We start from the raw sequence: 15,898 nt of genomic DNA, 5'->3' as shown, positions 1-15,898 counted from the left end.
ATTTCGATTTATCACCTCAATTAATAGTGCGTAGTTTACTACAAAACACTAGATTAGTTCTTTATAAAAAATTGCGACAATTTACAAATAAAAACAACTTGCACCTTTATTGGCGTTAATGAAATAACTCTATTAAATAAACTGAATTAGCTCTAGAGTTATAAATAGTTGATAGTAATCATTTATAAAAAGCATTAGGAAGGAAAAATGAGTATGGACGAAAAAAAATCTAAAATAGGTCGAGCAACTGAAATTGAAGATAAAGAACAAGCTATGCTATGGCTTTCTAAAAACCCAAATTACAAGCCTTTACTTGACAGCATTATAGATTTTTTACATTTGCACTACAGGGGAAGCAATAAAGGCTGGGTTAATGATGGTAATGCCAAGTATAAATTTGGACCTAGTAATAAAAACGGCCGAGTATCAATTGATCCTAGACCATCTAAAAATGGGGTAAATGTGAGATTTGGAGTTAACACTTTAGATATTCCAGATTACTTCTACTCGGAAGATCTTTCACAACTGTTGCGACCTGAAAATTGCTTCAATAAGAAACAGAGCTATTACGATATATTATTTTATCTAAAGGAAGATAACCTTAAACAGCTCGAAGCAATAAAGTCATTTCTCAAAGCTGGTATCTGCGATGGCTTTATTTACAATGAAGAAAATCAAGCGTTATATAATGAAATTCAATCTGAAGTCCGTAATGAAGCACCAGAAACTTATATAAGACGAGCTATGTCTGAAAAAGTCTGTGAAAGGAAAGAGCAATTCATGGAGGATAATTTTGTTCAATGGTATACACTTAGAAATCCAGAGCTATTGATAAAGCGTCAATACCATGATCTCAATTTTAAAAGAGATATAGTTATAGTCGATGGTTCAAAAAAGATAACAGCTGAATTAAAGTATAAAAGAACTGCGACTGAAGAAATTGAAGCTGCTATAGGGCAATTACTTAGGTATGGGTACTATCCAGAAGTAGAACCTTCTGATGAATTTTGGATTGTTGGATCAAAAAAACCTACGCAAGAAGACGTAATATGGTTTCAAAAGTTAGAAGCAAACCTCTGGTTTGAATTGAAATATTACTATTTACATGAAGATCAAGAAAACTTCATAAAAGTATCTTAAAAATGCATGAAAAAGAGCCTCTCAACTGAGTGGCTCTTTTTCATTATTAGGAGTTTTAGATGGAATTATACAAACAAGAATTTGGTCAAGGCTTTGAATTAGGCTTCAACTTAAAAGATCACCCTTACTTAATAGATAAAAGCTGGCACAATGACCTTTGCCCTAGCTTCTATTTTAAAGTAGGCGAACAGTATTATGTACTATGGGTTGATTATGCTGACATAGAGCAAAGAGAGGAAGATACGCCTAGATATGTAATTGTCGAAGCTATCAATGAGAGAAATAATGAAGCACCTGAGATCTATGCTGGCAATGGGGAAATAGCCTATCAGTACGAGGAGGGCGTTCAGAATTCTGTGTCAGCCTAAATTGCTAAATATCTAGCACGCCATCTAACCTACCTTCGAAGTGAATGGCTAATTGCGACAATGTCAGGTTCCAACTGTGGATTGGCATTGTCCATTTCTTCGAGGCGTTCAATATGCCTGCATACAATAATTTCATCAAGCTATTTTCATTCGGGTATGCGCCTTTAGTCTTGGTCAATTTCCTAAACTGGCGGTGAACCGCCTCGATAGCATTGGTGGTGTAAATGGCTTTTCGCACGTAATCTGGGTACTTGAAGTAAACCGACAGGTTCGTCCATTTACGACGCCAAGAGTCGATAACAATGGGATATAGCTTGCCCCATTTATCGTCTAGCTCATCCAGTGCTGCTTCTGCGGCATCTTTAGTTGCTGCACGATAAACGGGTTTTAAGTCAGCCATAAAGGCTTTTTGGTGCTTAGAGGCTACGTACTTCATCGAGTTACGAATTTGATGAATAACGCACTGTTGAACCTCTGTTTCAGGATAGATAGTGCCAATGGCTTCAGGGAAACCTTTTAGTCCATCAACACAGGCGATTAAAATATCGGATACGCCACGATTATGTAAATCGGTCAGCACTGATAACCAGTAGTTAGCACCTCCGCTTTCTGATACGTAGAGGCCAAGTAATTCTTTACGGCCTTCAATATTAATACCCAGCACACTATAAACCGCTTTGCTAACGTAGCGACCATTTTCATTGATTTTATAGTGAATAGCGTCAAGCCAGATAAATGGATACAACGCATCAAGACTGCGAGATTGCCACGCTTTAAGCTCTGGTATTAGCTGGTCAGTCACAGCGGTTATTGTGGCTTCTGATACTTCAATGCCATACATTTCTTGAATGTGACTGCGAATATCACGATAGCTCATGCCTAACGCAAACATAGATAGGACTTTTTGGTCAATTTCTGGCGTTAACTTAGTTTGGTTTTTCTTAACGAGTTGCGGTTCAAAGGAGCCAGCGCGGTCTCTTGGTGTTTCAAGTTCAAATTGACCTACAGATGATTTAACGGTTTTCTTGCTAGTGCCGTTCTTACGGTTTGGTTGCAGATCAGATTCTAGATGCTGCTCTAGCTCTGCTCTGAGTGCAGCTTCAGTTAATTGTTTAATTAGCGGTGTTAAAACACCATCTTCACCAGTTAACCCTTTACCAGATTGAAGTTCAGCTAATGCTTTGTTGAAATCGAAAGATTGAGTCATGTGTCACTCCTGTTTTCTTAATATTACTGAAATGACACAGATTTCTAAACACTACCCAGGCCTCTTATTTTTTTAAACGCTTAGTCTCATTAAATTCGCTTTGTAGCTTTATTTTTTGCCTAGCTTTGACATCTCCCCAAGTCTCTCCTTCCTCCAGAGTTATAACTCTTTCGCTGTACTTTTTCACAACTCTGTCAAATACTTTACTAACTAATACTTTTTCCTCTAGTTCCAAGTGTTGTACCATGCATAAGTAATCCCAAAGTACATCGCCTAACTCATCCTCTAAATAGCATTGACGACCAGAGTTTAGTTCCTTTGTAACCTCTTCTAACTCATCATACATTCCGTTTAAATAGGTTATACTACCTTCTGACCAAGTGCCCTTTAAATCCTTATTAACCTTAACTTTAGCGATTTCGTTAAGCTTTTTTATTTGTACTTCGATAAATTTATTACCCACCGTACGCCTTCCTAAAGTTGTAGTTAAACGCTTCTGACTCGGTTACTTTATTAGCTGTTAACTTCGTTTCATATTTTTCATTTAAAATTTCAGCAACGAGAATTGGTAACTCCGAATACAGTTCAGATAAGGCACCTTCAACACCCGTCAGTAATTCATAAAAAGATTTTCCATCAATTACACGAATATCTTCTCGCTTAGGAAGTTTCTTCTTGGCTTTATTGTCTGATGGTGTGAAGGGTTTATTATACTGCTTCTGACCTTTAGGTAATATCTCAACATAGTACCCTGTAAAGCCCGGGTACTTGTCCAGAGCTTGGGCTAAATCATGATAAACGGCAACCCTATGGTTTCCTTTCGTAGTATTGTGCTTGTTCTTAACTTCCGCAACTATACGATGCTTATCAGAAACTATATCAATAAGGTTCCCAACAGCTAAATTATCAACCCCAGGTATTGCCCCCATAACCTCTTCATGTAGAGTACCAATAGCATTTTGCTTAGTTTTTTGAACTTGCCTTTCTTTTTCTTGAAGCATCCATTCATCTAAACTAATCCCTTGAACCACAGAGTCAATTGAAGATGAAAAGCAATCCAAGGTGTTGCGGTAAAGATCCAAATTACTATGATGGGCATCATACACACGCAACACACTCTCTTTTATCGCCGACTTAACCACTTCCCTATCAAATGCTTTCATATTAATCCCTTATAAAAACCTTATTATTGATCAAATTAATTACAAATAGAATATCTAGGATAAGATAGATAAAATACTGGACCAACCCATAAAAATACTGTATATTAAGACAGTGTTCAAAAATTTAATAAAATGGAAGCGTCATATGTTTGATGTCCAATGTAATGAAAAGCCAATACTCTTTAGCGTAGAAGTACTTGCAGATATTTTATCTCAATCAAAGGCCACTATAGGCGCAAGAATAAAGCGTGGGGAACTTACTCCTGATCCTGAAAGCGGCCTAATATCAATTGACCAAGTAGCTCAACATCCTGAAGTAATAAACTTAATTGAAACAAAATGGGATGAAGAACTTAAAATAAAACCTATACGTCAGTATAACTTAGTTGAATTATTTGCTGGTGGCGGTGGCTTAGCGTTAGGAATGGAGCAAGCTGGGTTTCATAGTGTGCTTTTAAATGAATTGGATAAGCATGCTTGCTCCACTTTGAGGTTTAATCGTCCTGAGTGGAACGTTGTTGAAGGAGATATTAGTAAAATTGATTTTACTAATATAACTGAAAATATTGATCTTTTAACTGGTGGCTTCCCTTGCCAAGCATTTTCTTATGCCGGAAAAAGTCTAGGTTTTGAAGATACACGGGGTACATTATTTTTTGAAATGGCTCGTGCGATAAAAGAGTTACAACCTAAAGTTTTCATGGCCGAAAATGTTAAAGCTTTATTAAGTCACGATGGTGGAAAAACCTTAGAAGTTATTAAAAATGTCATTGATGAATTAGGATATAAACTGGTTGAGCCACGTGTTCTCAAAGCAATTTTTTATAAAGTTCCTCAAAAGCGCGAAAGGTTAATTTTAGTTGCAATCCGCAAAGATTTAGTAGATAAAGCTTATTTCGAGTGGCCTTCCCCATATAAACGTATCACAACGTTGCAAGATGCTTTTTATAAAGGCGATCTATTCACGACTGATGTTCCATCTTCACCCGGTCAAGTTTATCCAGAGAGAAAGCGAGAGATAATGTCTCTAGTTCCTCAAGGAGGTTATTGGCGCGATCTCCCTGATGAGCTGCAAAGAGAATATATGAAAGGTAGCTATTTCTTAGGTGGTGGCAAAACAGGTATGGCTAGGCGCCTATCCTTAAAGGAACCTAGTCTTACATTAACAACTGCCCCTGCTCAAAAGCAAACAGAGCGCTGCCACCCATTAGAAACTCGACCATTACAAGTTAGAGAATATGCTCGCATTCAAACATTCCCTGACAACTGGGAATTTCAAGGATCATTAACCGCTGTTTATAAACAAATTGGTAATGCTGTGCCCGTGAATATGGCTGCGGCATTAGGGCGTTCTTTAGTTAATTTATTAAATCAAATAACAAGATAGAGCTATTGTTTTTAAAGTACTTTATGTCAGAATGAATTTTCATTCTGACATGGAAACATTATGCAAACTTTACCTTTTATATCTAATGAAAATTTAGAAAAAGCAATTTATCATGTAACAAATAGTCTAAATGACGCCGATGACTTTAAAGATAGTGTTATCTTAAACATCGAAAATAACACCATTTTTAAATCAGATTTATTTTCTAATTCAGTCGATCCGTTTGCTATGGTATTTGGATTGGAGTTGTGCGGTAAAGACAATTGGCTACGGACAGAAGTACTTCGTCAATTATACTAAACCTACGAGCAAAAAATAGGCGAGTTTCATCAACTTATTCTCGGAAACGTTGATGGGTGGCTAGATTTAGGCGTAGGTGACAATTCAAAGGTGGACTTGGTTAAAGAGGATAATTCAATATATATTGAATTAAAGAATAAATATAATACTTGTAACAGCGATACTTTAACTCAGGTCAAAGACAAGCTAATCAAAGTGTTAGAAGAAAATGAACAAGCCAAAGCATATTGGGGATTTATAGTACCTTCAACAGCTGCACGTTCTGGCTCCATAAAATGGAAAAAAAGAGCCGCAAAAACTCAACCAGGTGGCACTAGTATGGCCGTAATCCATGACAGGCTTTACAAAGCTTGGGGATCCGAGGTTTATAAAATAGTTACAGGTGATGGAGATAATTTAAAAAGATTATATGATGCTCTACCTAACGAGATAAGCGGTATCATGAACAATAGAATAAATTTTATTGATATAGCAAATGAAATAGCAGAAGAATTTACTGATCATTTAGATCAAATACGTGAAGATATTTTCGAATATTCTTTTGTTAAAAAAAAGTAGGTTTATTAGCCAGTCCTCAGTAACTAGCTGCATCCTATGTGCGGCTAATATCCCTTTCCCCTATTTTTTCCATTATCCAATCATCCACTTCTGACTCAATCTAACGCTAAACAATCCTTTATTACTGGTAGAGTAAAACAAACTTGATAAATTGAACACTCCTAAGTAAATATATTAGCTACCCCTTACTAACAGCCGAACTTATACACACCAAGATTAAATATTATTTGTAACGTTATTGGTTACTTATGAAATATCTATGTTGACAACACCTGTTATTTTAAGACATCATATTTGTGGTGCTTAAAAGGGCGCCTCCCCACCCCAAAGGGAAATCTCCTCAGGAGAACCTAACTATTCAAATTTAACGTTTTTTTCGTCATTGTTTTTGGTGAGGGGTGCACTTTGTTCAATGGCTTTGAGGAGAACGTCATGTCATATACAAATTCAAACTTAATTGCACACGTTAAAAAGCGTGCAAAGAAACTACATAAACAAAACCCAGAAAAAACACACACACAATACTTAGAAGAGTGCTCGAAAGATTTAGGCTATCGTGATTATCACGATTTAATGCAGCAAGCTAATTCGTTGAATAGCAATGCCGTATCCAGTACCTGCTTAATCGATAAATACCCTGAGCTAATTAATAAAGCATTTAATAACTGTATAACAAAAGAGCCAAAAGAAGAGCTTATAGCTAAGTTTTGGGATTTACTGCGTACCCCAATTAATAATGAATCGTCACTAGAAGATATTGAGAAATTAACACGGTGGGGAATTAATAAAGAAACATTGAAGGATTATGGATACTCTTGTCTTGAAAGCAAAAAAACTCAGTACGAAGATTTAGGCTACTTATTGTTGGCGATGGGTCATTACTTCAGGTCTGTGATGGATAACTGTAGGTACCAAATTGCTGAGCACCCTAAATTTACTGATTACTTTGGTCTTTGGCTTCGCTCTATGTATCCAAACTCAAACAGTGAACAAAATAGCTCAACAGTACTCAGCGAATTAAAACAGTTTTATACGTTTAATGAAAACGAGGAGTTATTTAAAGGCGCCACCAGCTGGGCGCCAAAGTGGTGGCTTAAGGAGCAAGGCCGTATTTAAGCTTTTAAGCTTAATATTAAAGTAATAGATCTAATAGAGGGGTAAGCTTGGCCTACCCTTCTATATATTAATAATCGAGCTGCTAAGGCTTTTAACACAAGTAAAAGTTTACTTAATCTATCTAAATTAAAATGATTAGGTGACTACATCAGCCTATCCCCTTTCACCTATTCTTTCCATTATCCAATCATCCACTTCTGACTCAACCCAAGCCACTGACTTAGCACCTAACTTTACAGAGTATATAATTTTCAACTGGCAAGTCTATATACCCAAACCACCTCAAGATGAGAGTTTCAGTTGGAATTAAAAATGATTTAGGCAAGGCATTGATTGCAAGTAATAGTGGTTTTATTGCTAAAATTAATAACGCAGTATTAATCGCTTTTAAACCTACCCTTGGGCGTTTCATGAACGCTTATTCTCTGCGCTATTAACACTTAAAAACCTATTTGCAAAGTAATCTTTTTTTGGGCTTTAATGAAACGCTGAGCGCTGTATCTTGAGGTGGTTTGGGTATTAATGCGCTATACTGACGCAAATTTTTTCATATAAGACACTATGGCTCTCAAATCTACCATCATGAAGGCGCAGTTATCGCTTAGCGATATGGACCGTCACGTATACCAAGACTTTAATTTAACCTTGGCACAACACCCATCTGAAACCGAGCAGCGCTTGATGATCCGCTTACTCGCTTTTGCACTTAATAGCTGTGATGGATTAGAGTTTACTAAAGGTTTATGTGCTGATGATGAGCCGGAGCTTTGGCATGTCAATTACAGTGAAGAAATAGAGCTTTGGATTGAGCTAGGGCTGCCTGATGAAAAGCGCCTTAAAAAAGCTTGTAATAAATCTAAAAAAGTAGTGCTTTATACTTACGGTGAGAATAACCAAGCTATTTGGTGGCAAAAGCATCAGCCTAAATTATACGAGTTTAAAAACTTAAGCATTTTTAGCCTTGATTATGCTGCTACTCAGTTATTAGCTGCGTTGGTTGATCGTAATATTAAATTGGCTATTACCATTCAAGATGGTGAAGTATGGGTTAATACCGACACCACGAATATTGAGATAAAACCGCAGCAATTAATGTAATTACGGTAGTTATACTAGGGTTTGTTGACCTTTGCGGATTATAATTTGTTCAAACTAGGAGCGGTTTAATCGCGGCGCGAGGTTTGTAACCTAGTGGGCTCGATAACTGCTCCTGCGTTATTCTACTGGCTTACATCCATGTAAGAATAAGTAAAAAACCGAGTAACAAAGAGTAAATCGCTCCTAGGCAGAACCCGAAGGGCAACGGATGTTTGGCATTGATGCTGCGTTATCGCCTATTTATGAGGAATAACCACACCACATAGGCTCTGCCTTGCCTAAATACCAAACACACTGCTGCAAACTCAACCTTGAAAGGTCAACAGACCCTGATTGCATTAAATTAGTTATCTATTATAGCGACAAGTAAATAAGTCGGTAACAAGGCGAAAATTGTGGCATATAGTTGTTCTATATAAATAATTTTTAACGTAGGTAGCGGATTATTTAATACGCTAGAATGATCATGTTTTTAATAAAATTGGTATTAGGGGGCGTATGAAAGTTAAACGCGTTATTGTTTTACATGGCTTGTATATGTCTGGCTTGGTTATGCGCCCGTTGTGCTCACGCTTGGAAGAGTCGGGGGTTAAAGTTTTAAACTTAACCTACAATACTCGAGACCCTAATCGAGATGCTATTTTTACGCAAATAGATGAGTTTATTAGCAATGAGCCTTCTGCTTTAGTGTGTCACTCTATGGGGGGCTTAGTTGCTCGCGCCTATTTAGAGGCAAACTCAGCGCCAAGTCATCATGTTGAAAAGGTAATCACCTTAGGTACGCCACATACTGGCAGCCATATTGCTGAAAAAATGCAGCAAAAAGGGTTCGAGCTATTATTAAAAAATAGTGTTGAGTTTTTACTTTCTAAAAATGGTGATTGGCCTTTTAAAGCCAAGCTATATAGCATTGCCGGCGACTTACCGATTGGCTTAATGCCACTCATTGTAAAAGGCAGCCGCTCTGATGGCACCGTACTGCTGGATGAAACCAAACTTAAAGGTATGGCTGAACACAAGGTGTTTCATTTAAGCCATACCAGTATGATTTACTCTCGCCAAGTCGTTAATTATATTCTTGAACGCTTGAACGAGGACATTTAGTCCTCGGCTGCAGCGGCCACTTTATAGCTGATCAAAAATATAATACCCAACACCAGCGGCATGGGTGCAGCGATATAACCAAAGGTATCAGAGTTTGCAAAACTCGCACCCGCTAAGTGCGCAACTAATCCAATAACAAACGCGACCAAAGCAATACCAATAACGATGAGTTCAGCTTTATTCTCTTTACGTGTTTTAGCTTCCATTATTTCTCTCCGCATATAATCAAGTAGCCCCTTAACTCAATAAAGTGCTCTCTATCAAGTTGGGTTATAGTGATTATGCGCTTTACTTATGCGCATTTTTTGACCTAAATCAATAAATAAAATAAGTCTGTGCTGCGCCTGTCAAAAGCTTGTTTTAGATCATGTTTTATACTTAATAAAGCACTAATTTTACTGCTCAAGGTAGTATTTTTATAAACACAACCCATATCTATTAAACAGCGTTAGCTAACTTATTTAAAAAGTCGAGCTACGGTGATAGCTTTTAGCTATGACACCAATATATATAAACAATTTTATTAATACACCATCTTAGGTAATAATGACTGAATTGAACAAGGTGTAAACAAATTCATAAAAACGGTTCTTTAAGGAGCAAGGTATGTCGCAAGTAAATGCAATTGGTTTAAACAGTACAAAAAGTGAAGATATTATTAAGTCACTGAATACGCTTTTAAGCAGCTATCAAATTCAATATATGAATGCGCGCGGTTTTCACTGGAATATTAAAGGCCGAAACTTCTTTGAATTACATTTAAAGTTTGAAGAAATTTATAACTTACTACTATTAAAAGTAGATGAAATCGCAGAACGTATTTTAACGCTTGATGGTGCACCGCTACATGCGTTTTCAGATTACTTAGAAGTAAGTGAAATTAAAGAAGCAAAAGGGATCAGCGATGGCGTAACCGCAGTAGAGAACTTACTTGCCGGATACAGCAGCTTAATTAAAATGCAGCGCGATATTCTTGCACAAGCCGCTGAAGCGGATGATGAAGGTACCGCGTCACTAATGAGTGACTACATTAAAGAGCAAGAAAAACTAGTGTGGATGTTAAAAGCCTACCTAGATTAAGTTATTTTAAAAAATAGAAAGCCTCAGTTATTACTGAGGCTTTTTTGTAACAATCATTTACAGGCTATGACAAAGCGATAAAAAAGGCCATTTCTAGGGCTTTTTCTTCTAAACTCTTAAAGCGACCCGATGCCCCACCATGCCCTGCATCCATGTCGGTTTTAAACACTAAAATATTATCATCGGTTTTATATTCACGCATTTTAGCCACCCATTTCATTGGTTCCCAATACTGTACTTGTGAGTCGTGCAAACCGGTTGTCACCAATATATTGGGGTAGTGTTGCGCACTAATATTGTCGTACGGTGAATACGCTTCAATAATGTCGTAAAAATGGGGGTCATTTGGGTTACCCCATTCATCATACTCATTTGTTGTAAGCGGAATGCTTTCATCTAACATGGTGGTGAGCACATCTAAAAATGGCACATGGCAGCCCACTCCACAGTAAAGCTCAGGCGCTTGATTTACCACAGCTCCCATTAATAACCCCCCAGCACTGCCACCCGAGGCAAATACTTTACTTTTGTTGCCGTATCCTTGCTCAGTGAGCGCTTTGGTTACATCTATAAAGTCATTAAAGCTATTTTGTTTATGCTGTTTTTTACCATGTTCGTACCATGAACGCCCTAGCATTTCGCTACCACGCACATGCGCAATCGCATAAACAAAGCCACGGTCGAGTAAGCTAAGTGACGTACTCGAAAAGCTAGGATCAATGGTGATCCCATACGCGCCATAACCATATTGAAACAACGGATTTGAGCCATCTTTGTTAAAGCTATCTTTACGATATACCAACGACACCGGCACTTTTACTCCATCTCGAGCGCTTATCATGAGTCGCTCTGACTGGTAGTCATTTGCGTTAAAATCACCAAGTACTTTTTGTTGTTTAAGTAAGGTTTTTTCACCGGTGGTTAAATCAACATTATAAAGCGAGCCTGGCGTTGTTAAGCTTGAATAGTAAATGCGTGCATGGGTTACACTTGGCTCTGGGTTCATCGCAATAGCGGCGTAGTAACAAGGATCATCAAACTCAAGGTTCATTCGCTCGGCGTTTTTATTAACCACAACAAAGCGTGCTTGGCCTTGTTCGCGCTCGCTAAGCACTAAAAAGTCGTTAAATAGTTCAACGCCTTCTAATAATACAGTTTCACGATGAGGGGTATGTGTTTGCCACTGGTTTTTATCAGCAATGGTGTCGCTTGTTGCGGTCATTAATCTAAAGTTTTTGGCCTGCCAGTTAGTCACTATATAAAAAGTATCACCAAGCTTATCGATATCAAATTCATGCCCCTCTTCGCGCGGCATTAAAGCGGTAAACTCACCTTGCGGTTGATTGGCATCAAGCACCCACATGTCGTTAGTTTCTGTGCTCGCCAAATCAATAATAATGAAGCTTTCATCACGACTTTTACCCAACCCCATAAAAAAGCTGCTGTCTTGCTCTTCGTATACCAGCACATCTTGGTGTTGCTCAGTCCCTAGTTCATGTCTAAAAACTTGATAACCTAATAAGGTTTTTAAATCCTTTTTTACATAAAATACGGTTTTATTGTCGTTCGCCCAAACCACTTGCCCCTCGGTAATCTCAAGTACATCGTCGAGCATTGTATTGCTACTTAAATCTTTAAACCGTACTGTATATATCCGTCTGCCGTCGGTATCTTCAGAGTAAGCCATTAATTGCTCATTGGGGCTCAGCGCCACTTCCCCTAACTCATAAAACTCATAGCCATTGGCAAGTTCATTAACATCAAGTAGTAGCTCTTTATCAGCCATTGCCATACTGCTGCTGCGATAATGACGCGCATATTCATCATCTCCGCGAACCTCTGAGTGATACCAATACTGGCCATCTTTTACCGGTACAGTGTTATCATCTTTTACAATACGGCCTTTGAGTTCCTCAAATAATGTATTTTGTAGTGGCTTAATGGCAGCTAATTGTGCATCACAATAAGCGTTTTCTTGTGCTAAATGCGCGAGTATTTCGGCACTTTTTCGTTCATCATCGCGCATCCAATAATAATCATCACTGCGTGTTTTTGCGTGAGTAGTCAGCGCATGAGCTTGCTTTTTAGCAATAGGAAAATTAGGCAATAAGCTTAAAGAATAATCAGAAGAAGACACAAAAAAACCGTTTAAAAAATAACAATGGCGGTCAGTTTATCATAAAAATAAAAAAGCCAACCGCTTTATAAAAGGTTGGCTTTTTTCAGCTACATGATCTGGGTGATGTTAACTTACGCTCGCTTTTTTACTTGCGAACGGGCGCTTAAATAGCGCGCCTATGTCGGTTAAAATAATATACAAACACGGCACCAAAATAAGGGTGATCAGTGTTGCAAACATAACCGCAAAGCCCAGGGCTACCGCCATAGGTGTTACAAATTTGGCTTGTAAACTGGTTTCAAACATAATCGGCAATACCCCTGCAAAGGTCGTAATTGAGGTAAGTAATATGGGTCTAAAGCGTGCACAGCCTGCTTCAATAACCGCATCTTTTATACTAATACCAGCTCGACGCGCCTGATTAATAAAATCAGTCATCACCAAAGAGTCGTTAATAACCACCCCTGCAGCAGCAATTAAACCAAAACCCGACATTAAACTAATATCTAAACCAAACCAAAAATGACCCCATATTGCCCCCGTTAAACTAAATGGAATAACCGACATTACAATGAGAGGTTGTGAGTAACTTTTTAACGGCACGGCAAGTAATATATAAACTAAAATCATACCGCCAGCAAAAAATAACAATTGCTCATTAGCTTGCGCCTGTTGTTCTTCAATTGCGCCACCTAGTTCTGACTTAACACTTGGGTATTCGTCCAACAGTTGTGGTAGTAGATTTTCTTTTACTTGCTTAACCACTTCGCCTGGCTCAATCACTTCCTCATCAATATTGCCATACACATAAACAGTGCGATAACCGCCTTCACGACGTATATAACTAATACCAGGGGTTTCGGTTAGCTCAACTACATCACCTAGCAATACATCTTTGCCTTGTGGCGTAGTGATAACCGCGTGTTTAAGCGATGAAAACGCTTCGCGAGTAAGCTTAGGGTAACGCACCATCACCCGTACTTCTTCACCGCGGCGAATAACACGTTGCGCCTCGCCACCATAAAAGCTCGCGCCTACTTGATTTGCAATTGAGGCCAAATCTAACCCTAAGTCAAAGGCGACTGGTTTTAAGCTCATTTGTACTTCTTTGCTAGCAGGGTCAATGGTAGAGCTTATATCAAATAAGCCTTCTTGCTGCTGCAATAACCCAATAAAGCGACGCCCTGCTTCATTCAATGTATCGATATCAGAGCCATACAGTAAGTAACCAAACTCACCGTTACCGCCGCCACCTCCACCGCCAACGTCATCCTGAATAGTTAGTGATTTAACACCCGCGATATTAGGCATCGCTTCACGCCAGCGGCGCGAAAGCTCAAAGGCATTATAAGGGCGTAAATCTTCATCAACCAATGGCGCTAATAACTGCGCCTCTGTACGACCTTGGTTAAATACCAATACATCGCGAATCATCTTTTGCCCTTCTTCGCGCTCGGTTTGCTTATCTATTTCAAGCACCATGGCTTCGATTTGACGAATAGCATTAATGGTTTGGATGTCTGATACATTATCATTCATTTCAACATTAATTTGCGGGAAGTCATGCGGCACTTTAGGCGATGGGATCATTCTCACCTGGTTTGACGATATTAACGCAAAGGTGAAAATTAGTAGCGCAATAAAACTAAACAGCACCGTCCAACGCCACTTTATACAATTAACAATAAACTGCCTATACGGCCCATTCACAAAGCTAAAAAAGCGCTTATTAAAGCGTGCTCGCCAACCGTCAGGGTTAATAGGTGAAAAGTGAGTATGCGCAATGTGTGCCGGTAATATCAGCTTAGATTCAATCAAGCTAAATATTAAACATAAAATCACCACCACTGAAATACCTATAAAAAAGGAACTTTCAGGGCCGCTTGAAAGCGTAAACGGCGCAAATACCGCAATGGTTGTTAGTACACCAAAGGTGGCAGGGGTTGCCACTCGTTTAGCGCCATTAACCACATTAACAACACCGCCGCCTTTTTTTTCTATTTCGGTGTAGGCACTTTCACCTATGACAATGGCATCGTCCACCACAATCCCCAGCACCATAATAAAGGCAAATAAAGACACAATATTAATTGTGATACCAAATAACGGCATCAGCATCATCGCACCTAAAAAGCACACTGGTAAACCAATCATTACCCACAGTGCCAGCTTAAAACGTAAAAATAATGAAAGCATAATGGCAACTAAAATAGCCCCTTGAAACAAGTTAGCTTTCATCATATCTAAGCGTGCATTGAGGTAGTATGTCATGTCCATTAATGGCTCTAAACGCACACCCAATGGCAGCTCTTTATTTTTTTGGTCCATGTAGGCTTTAACAGAATCGGCCACCGGAATAATGTTTTGATCTTCGGTGGCTTTTACCGATAAATAAACTGCGTTTTCGCCATTAAATTTAAAGTAACGCTCACCTTCAACGAACTGATCTTTAATAATCGCAATATCTTGTAGCAACACCTTGGCACCATTGGCGCCAATTTTTACCGGAATTTGCCTAAACTCTTCACCAGAATAAAACTGATTTTCTACTCGAACCGAAATAACACCCGCATCAGTTTTTAATTGTCCGGCTGAAAAGTTAGCCGAATAACGACGTACCGCGTTCGCTACATCCGATAAGGTTAAATTATATTGGCGCAGTGTGTCAGGCTCTATTTCTATGGCAATTTCATCCAGTGGCACATCGTTTACCACCAAAGAGACATTCGATAACTGCAAGAGTTCATCTTCAACCTGATTTGCAATTGGCTTAAGCTCATTTAGCGGTAGGTCGGCAACGAGCGTCATACCAATTACATCTTGGCGAAACTCTATTTGACTAATGGTAACCGGCTCCATTCCTGCAGGGAAAGTCGCGATACCATCTACTCGCAGTTTTACCTTATCGAGAACGTCGGTAAGCTCTGCGTCAGTATTAATTTCAAGGCTGGCAGAACCCCCATTACGAAAAGCGCGATATACCCCTTTTTTTATCTCAGTTATATCTTTTAGCGATTCTTCAATTTTTATTAAGATACTTTCTTCAATTTCTTGTGGCGATGCCCCTGGGTAGTTTGCATTTACAGTAATATAGTTAACTTCTATATTAGGGAACATTTGTCGCTGAATGGTAAAGTAGCTTATAAGCCCCATTACAATAATAAAAAACATCATTAAATTGGCAGCAACAGAGTTGTTAGCAAAATAAGCAATTAACCCTGTTTGTTTGGTTGTATTGGGCTGTTCTGTGTTATTCAT

General features: G+C 38.5%; 16 protein-coding genes. 9 read left to right on the top strand and 7 right to left on the bottom strand.

What is annotated here, in order from left to right; translation table 11 throughout:
• Positions 1 to 213: 213 nt before the first annotated feature.
• Both MTN96_RS27920 and MTN96_RS27915 read left to right on the top strand, forming a co-directional pair.
• On the top strand, positions 214 to 1,140 hold the full coding sequence (locus MTN96_RS27920) for a hypothetical protein (RefSeq protein ID WP_248533528.1): 927 nt from the start codon (positions 214 to 216) through the stop codon (positions 1,138 to 1,140).
• Positions 1,141 to 1,199: 59 nt separating this feature from the next.
• Complete coding sequence (locus tag MTN96_RS27915; protein ID WP_248533526.1) at positions 1,200 to 1,508, top strand: hypothetical protein; 309 nt, start codon at positions 1,200 to 1,202, stop codon at positions 1,506 to 1,508.
• Positions 1,509 to 1,512: 4 nt separating this feature from the next.
• Here the strand turns inward: MTN96_RS27915 and MTN96_RS27910 are convergent, their stop codons facing one another.
• The 3 genes from MTN96_RS27910 to MTN96_RS27900 all read right to left on the bottom strand — a co-directional run bounded on the left by MTN96_RS27910 (position 1,513) and on the right by MTN96_RS27900 (position 3,878).
• Entirely contained in the window at positions 1,513 to 2,715 is a 1,203-nt protein-coding gene (locus MTN96_RS27910) for an IS256 family transposase (protein ID WP_248533524.1), read from the bottom strand.
• Positions 2,716 to 2,779: 64 nt separating this feature from the next.
• Positions 2,780 to 3,178: a MazG nucleotide pyrophosphohydrolase domain-containing protein gene (locus tag MTN96_RS27905; protein ID WP_248533522.1), complete on the bottom strand. Its 399-nt coding sequence runs from the start codon at positions 3,176 to 3,178 to the stop codon at positions 2,780 to 2,782.
• A complete protein-coding gene (locus MTN96_RS27900; RefSeq protein ID WP_248533520.1) occupies positions 3,171 to 3,878 on the bottom strand; it encodes an Eco47II family restriction endonuclease in 708 nt (235 codons plus the stop codon). Before MTN96_RS27900 ends, MTN96_RS27905 begins: the two co-directional genes overlap by 8 nt.
• A 145-nt stretch (positions 3,879 to 4,023) precedes the next feature.
• On the opposite strand from MTN96_RS27900, the gene MTN96_RS27895 reads away from it, so the two are divergent.
• From MTN96_RS27895 to MTN96_RS27880, 4 genes are all read left to right on the top strand, one after another.
• A complete protein-coding gene (locus MTN96_RS27895) occupies positions 4,024 to 5,265 on the top strand; it encodes a DNA cytosine methyltransferase (protein ID WP_248533518.1) in 1,242 nt (413 codons plus the stop codon).
• Between the two features lie 60 nt (positions 5,266 to 5,325).
• Entirely contained in the window at positions 5,326 to 5,565 is a 240-nt protein-coding gene (locus MTN96_RS27890; protein WP_248533516.1) for a hypothetical protein, read from the top strand.
• Between the two features lie 15 nt (positions 5,566 to 5,580).
• Positions 5,581 to 6,123 carry an Eco47II family restriction endonuclease gene (locus MTN96_RS27885; protein ID WP_308200740.1) on the top strand — a complete coding sequence of 181 codons (543 nt, stop codon included), beginning with the start codon at positions 5,581 to 5,583 and terminating at the stop codon, positions 6,121 to 6,123.
• 432 nt (positions 6,124 to 6,555) lie between these two features.
• Positions 6,556 to 7,239 carry a hypothetical protein gene (locus tag MTN96_RS27880; RefSeq protein WP_248533514.1) on the top strand — a complete coding sequence of 228 codons (684 nt, stop codon included), beginning with the start codon at positions 6,556 to 6,558 and terminating at the stop codon, positions 7,237 to 7,239.
• Between the two features lie 153 nt (positions 7,240 to 7,392).
• Here MTN96_RS27880 and MTN96_RS37075 read toward each other — a convergent pair whose 3' ends face one another.
• Positions 7,393 to 7,494: an AlpA family transcriptional regulator gene (locus MTN96_RS37075; protein ID WP_282452114.1), complete on the bottom strand. Its 102-nt coding sequence runs from the start codon at positions 7,492 to 7,494 to the stop codon at positions 7,393 to 7,395.
• 306 nt (positions 7,495 to 7,800) lie between these two features.
• On the opposite strand from MTN96_RS37075, the gene MTN96_RS27870 reads away from it, so the two are divergent.
• Both MTN96_RS27870 and MTN96_RS27865 read left to right on the top strand, forming a co-directional pair.
• Positions 7,801 to 8,337 (top strand): YaeQ family protein, encoded by a 537-nt coding sequence (locus tag MTN96_RS27870; protein ID WP_036980646.1) that lies wholly within the window; start codon positions 7,801 to 7,803, stop codon positions 8,335 to 8,337.
• A 498-nt stretch (positions 8,338 to 8,835) separates the two neighbouring features.
• Positions 8,836 to 9,441 carry an alpha/beta hydrolase gene (locus MTN96_RS27865; RefSeq protein WP_010392243.1) on the top strand — a complete coding sequence of 202 codons (606 nt, stop codon included), beginning with the start codon at positions 8,836 to 8,838 and terminating at the stop codon, positions 9,439 to 9,441.
• On the opposite strand, the gene MTN96_RS27860 is transcribed toward MTN96_RS27865, so the two are convergent.
• On the bottom strand, positions 9,438 to 9,647 hold the full coding sequence (locus MTN96_RS27860; protein ID WP_036980649.1) for a hypothetical protein: 210 nt from the start codon (positions 9,645 to 9,647) through the stop codon (positions 9,438 to 9,440). The genes MTN96_RS27865 and MTN96_RS27860 overlap by 4 nt on opposite strands.
• Before the next feature lie 400 nt (positions 9,648 to 10,047).
• Here MTN96_RS27860 and MTN96_RS27855 point away from each other — a divergent pair, with 400 nt between their 5' ends.
• Positions 10,048 to 10,521 (top strand): Dps family protein, encoded by a 474-nt coding sequence (locus MTN96_RS27855; RefSeq protein WP_008112861.1) that lies wholly within the window; start codon positions 10,048 to 10,050, stop codon positions 10,519 to 10,521.
• A gap of 64 nt (positions 10,522 to 10,585) precedes the next feature.
• Here MTN96_RS27855 and MTN96_RS27850 read toward each other — a convergent pair whose 3' ends face one another.
• Entirely contained in the window at positions 10,586 to 12,658 is a 2,073-nt protein-coding gene (locus MTN96_RS27850; RefSeq protein WP_248533512.1) for a S9 family peptidase, read from the bottom strand.
• Between the two features lie 108 nt (positions 12,659 to 12,766).
• Positions 12,767 to 15,898, bottom strand: a complete 3,132-nt coding sequence (locus MTN96_RS27845) for an efflux RND transporter permease subunit (protein ID WP_248533510.1) — start codon at positions 15,896 to 15,898, stop codon at positions 12,767 to 12,769.

It is taken from the genome of Pseudoalteromonas sp. 2CM28B (assembly GCF_023161935.1).
This window is presented reverse-complemented; position numbering and strand designations above follow the sequence as displayed.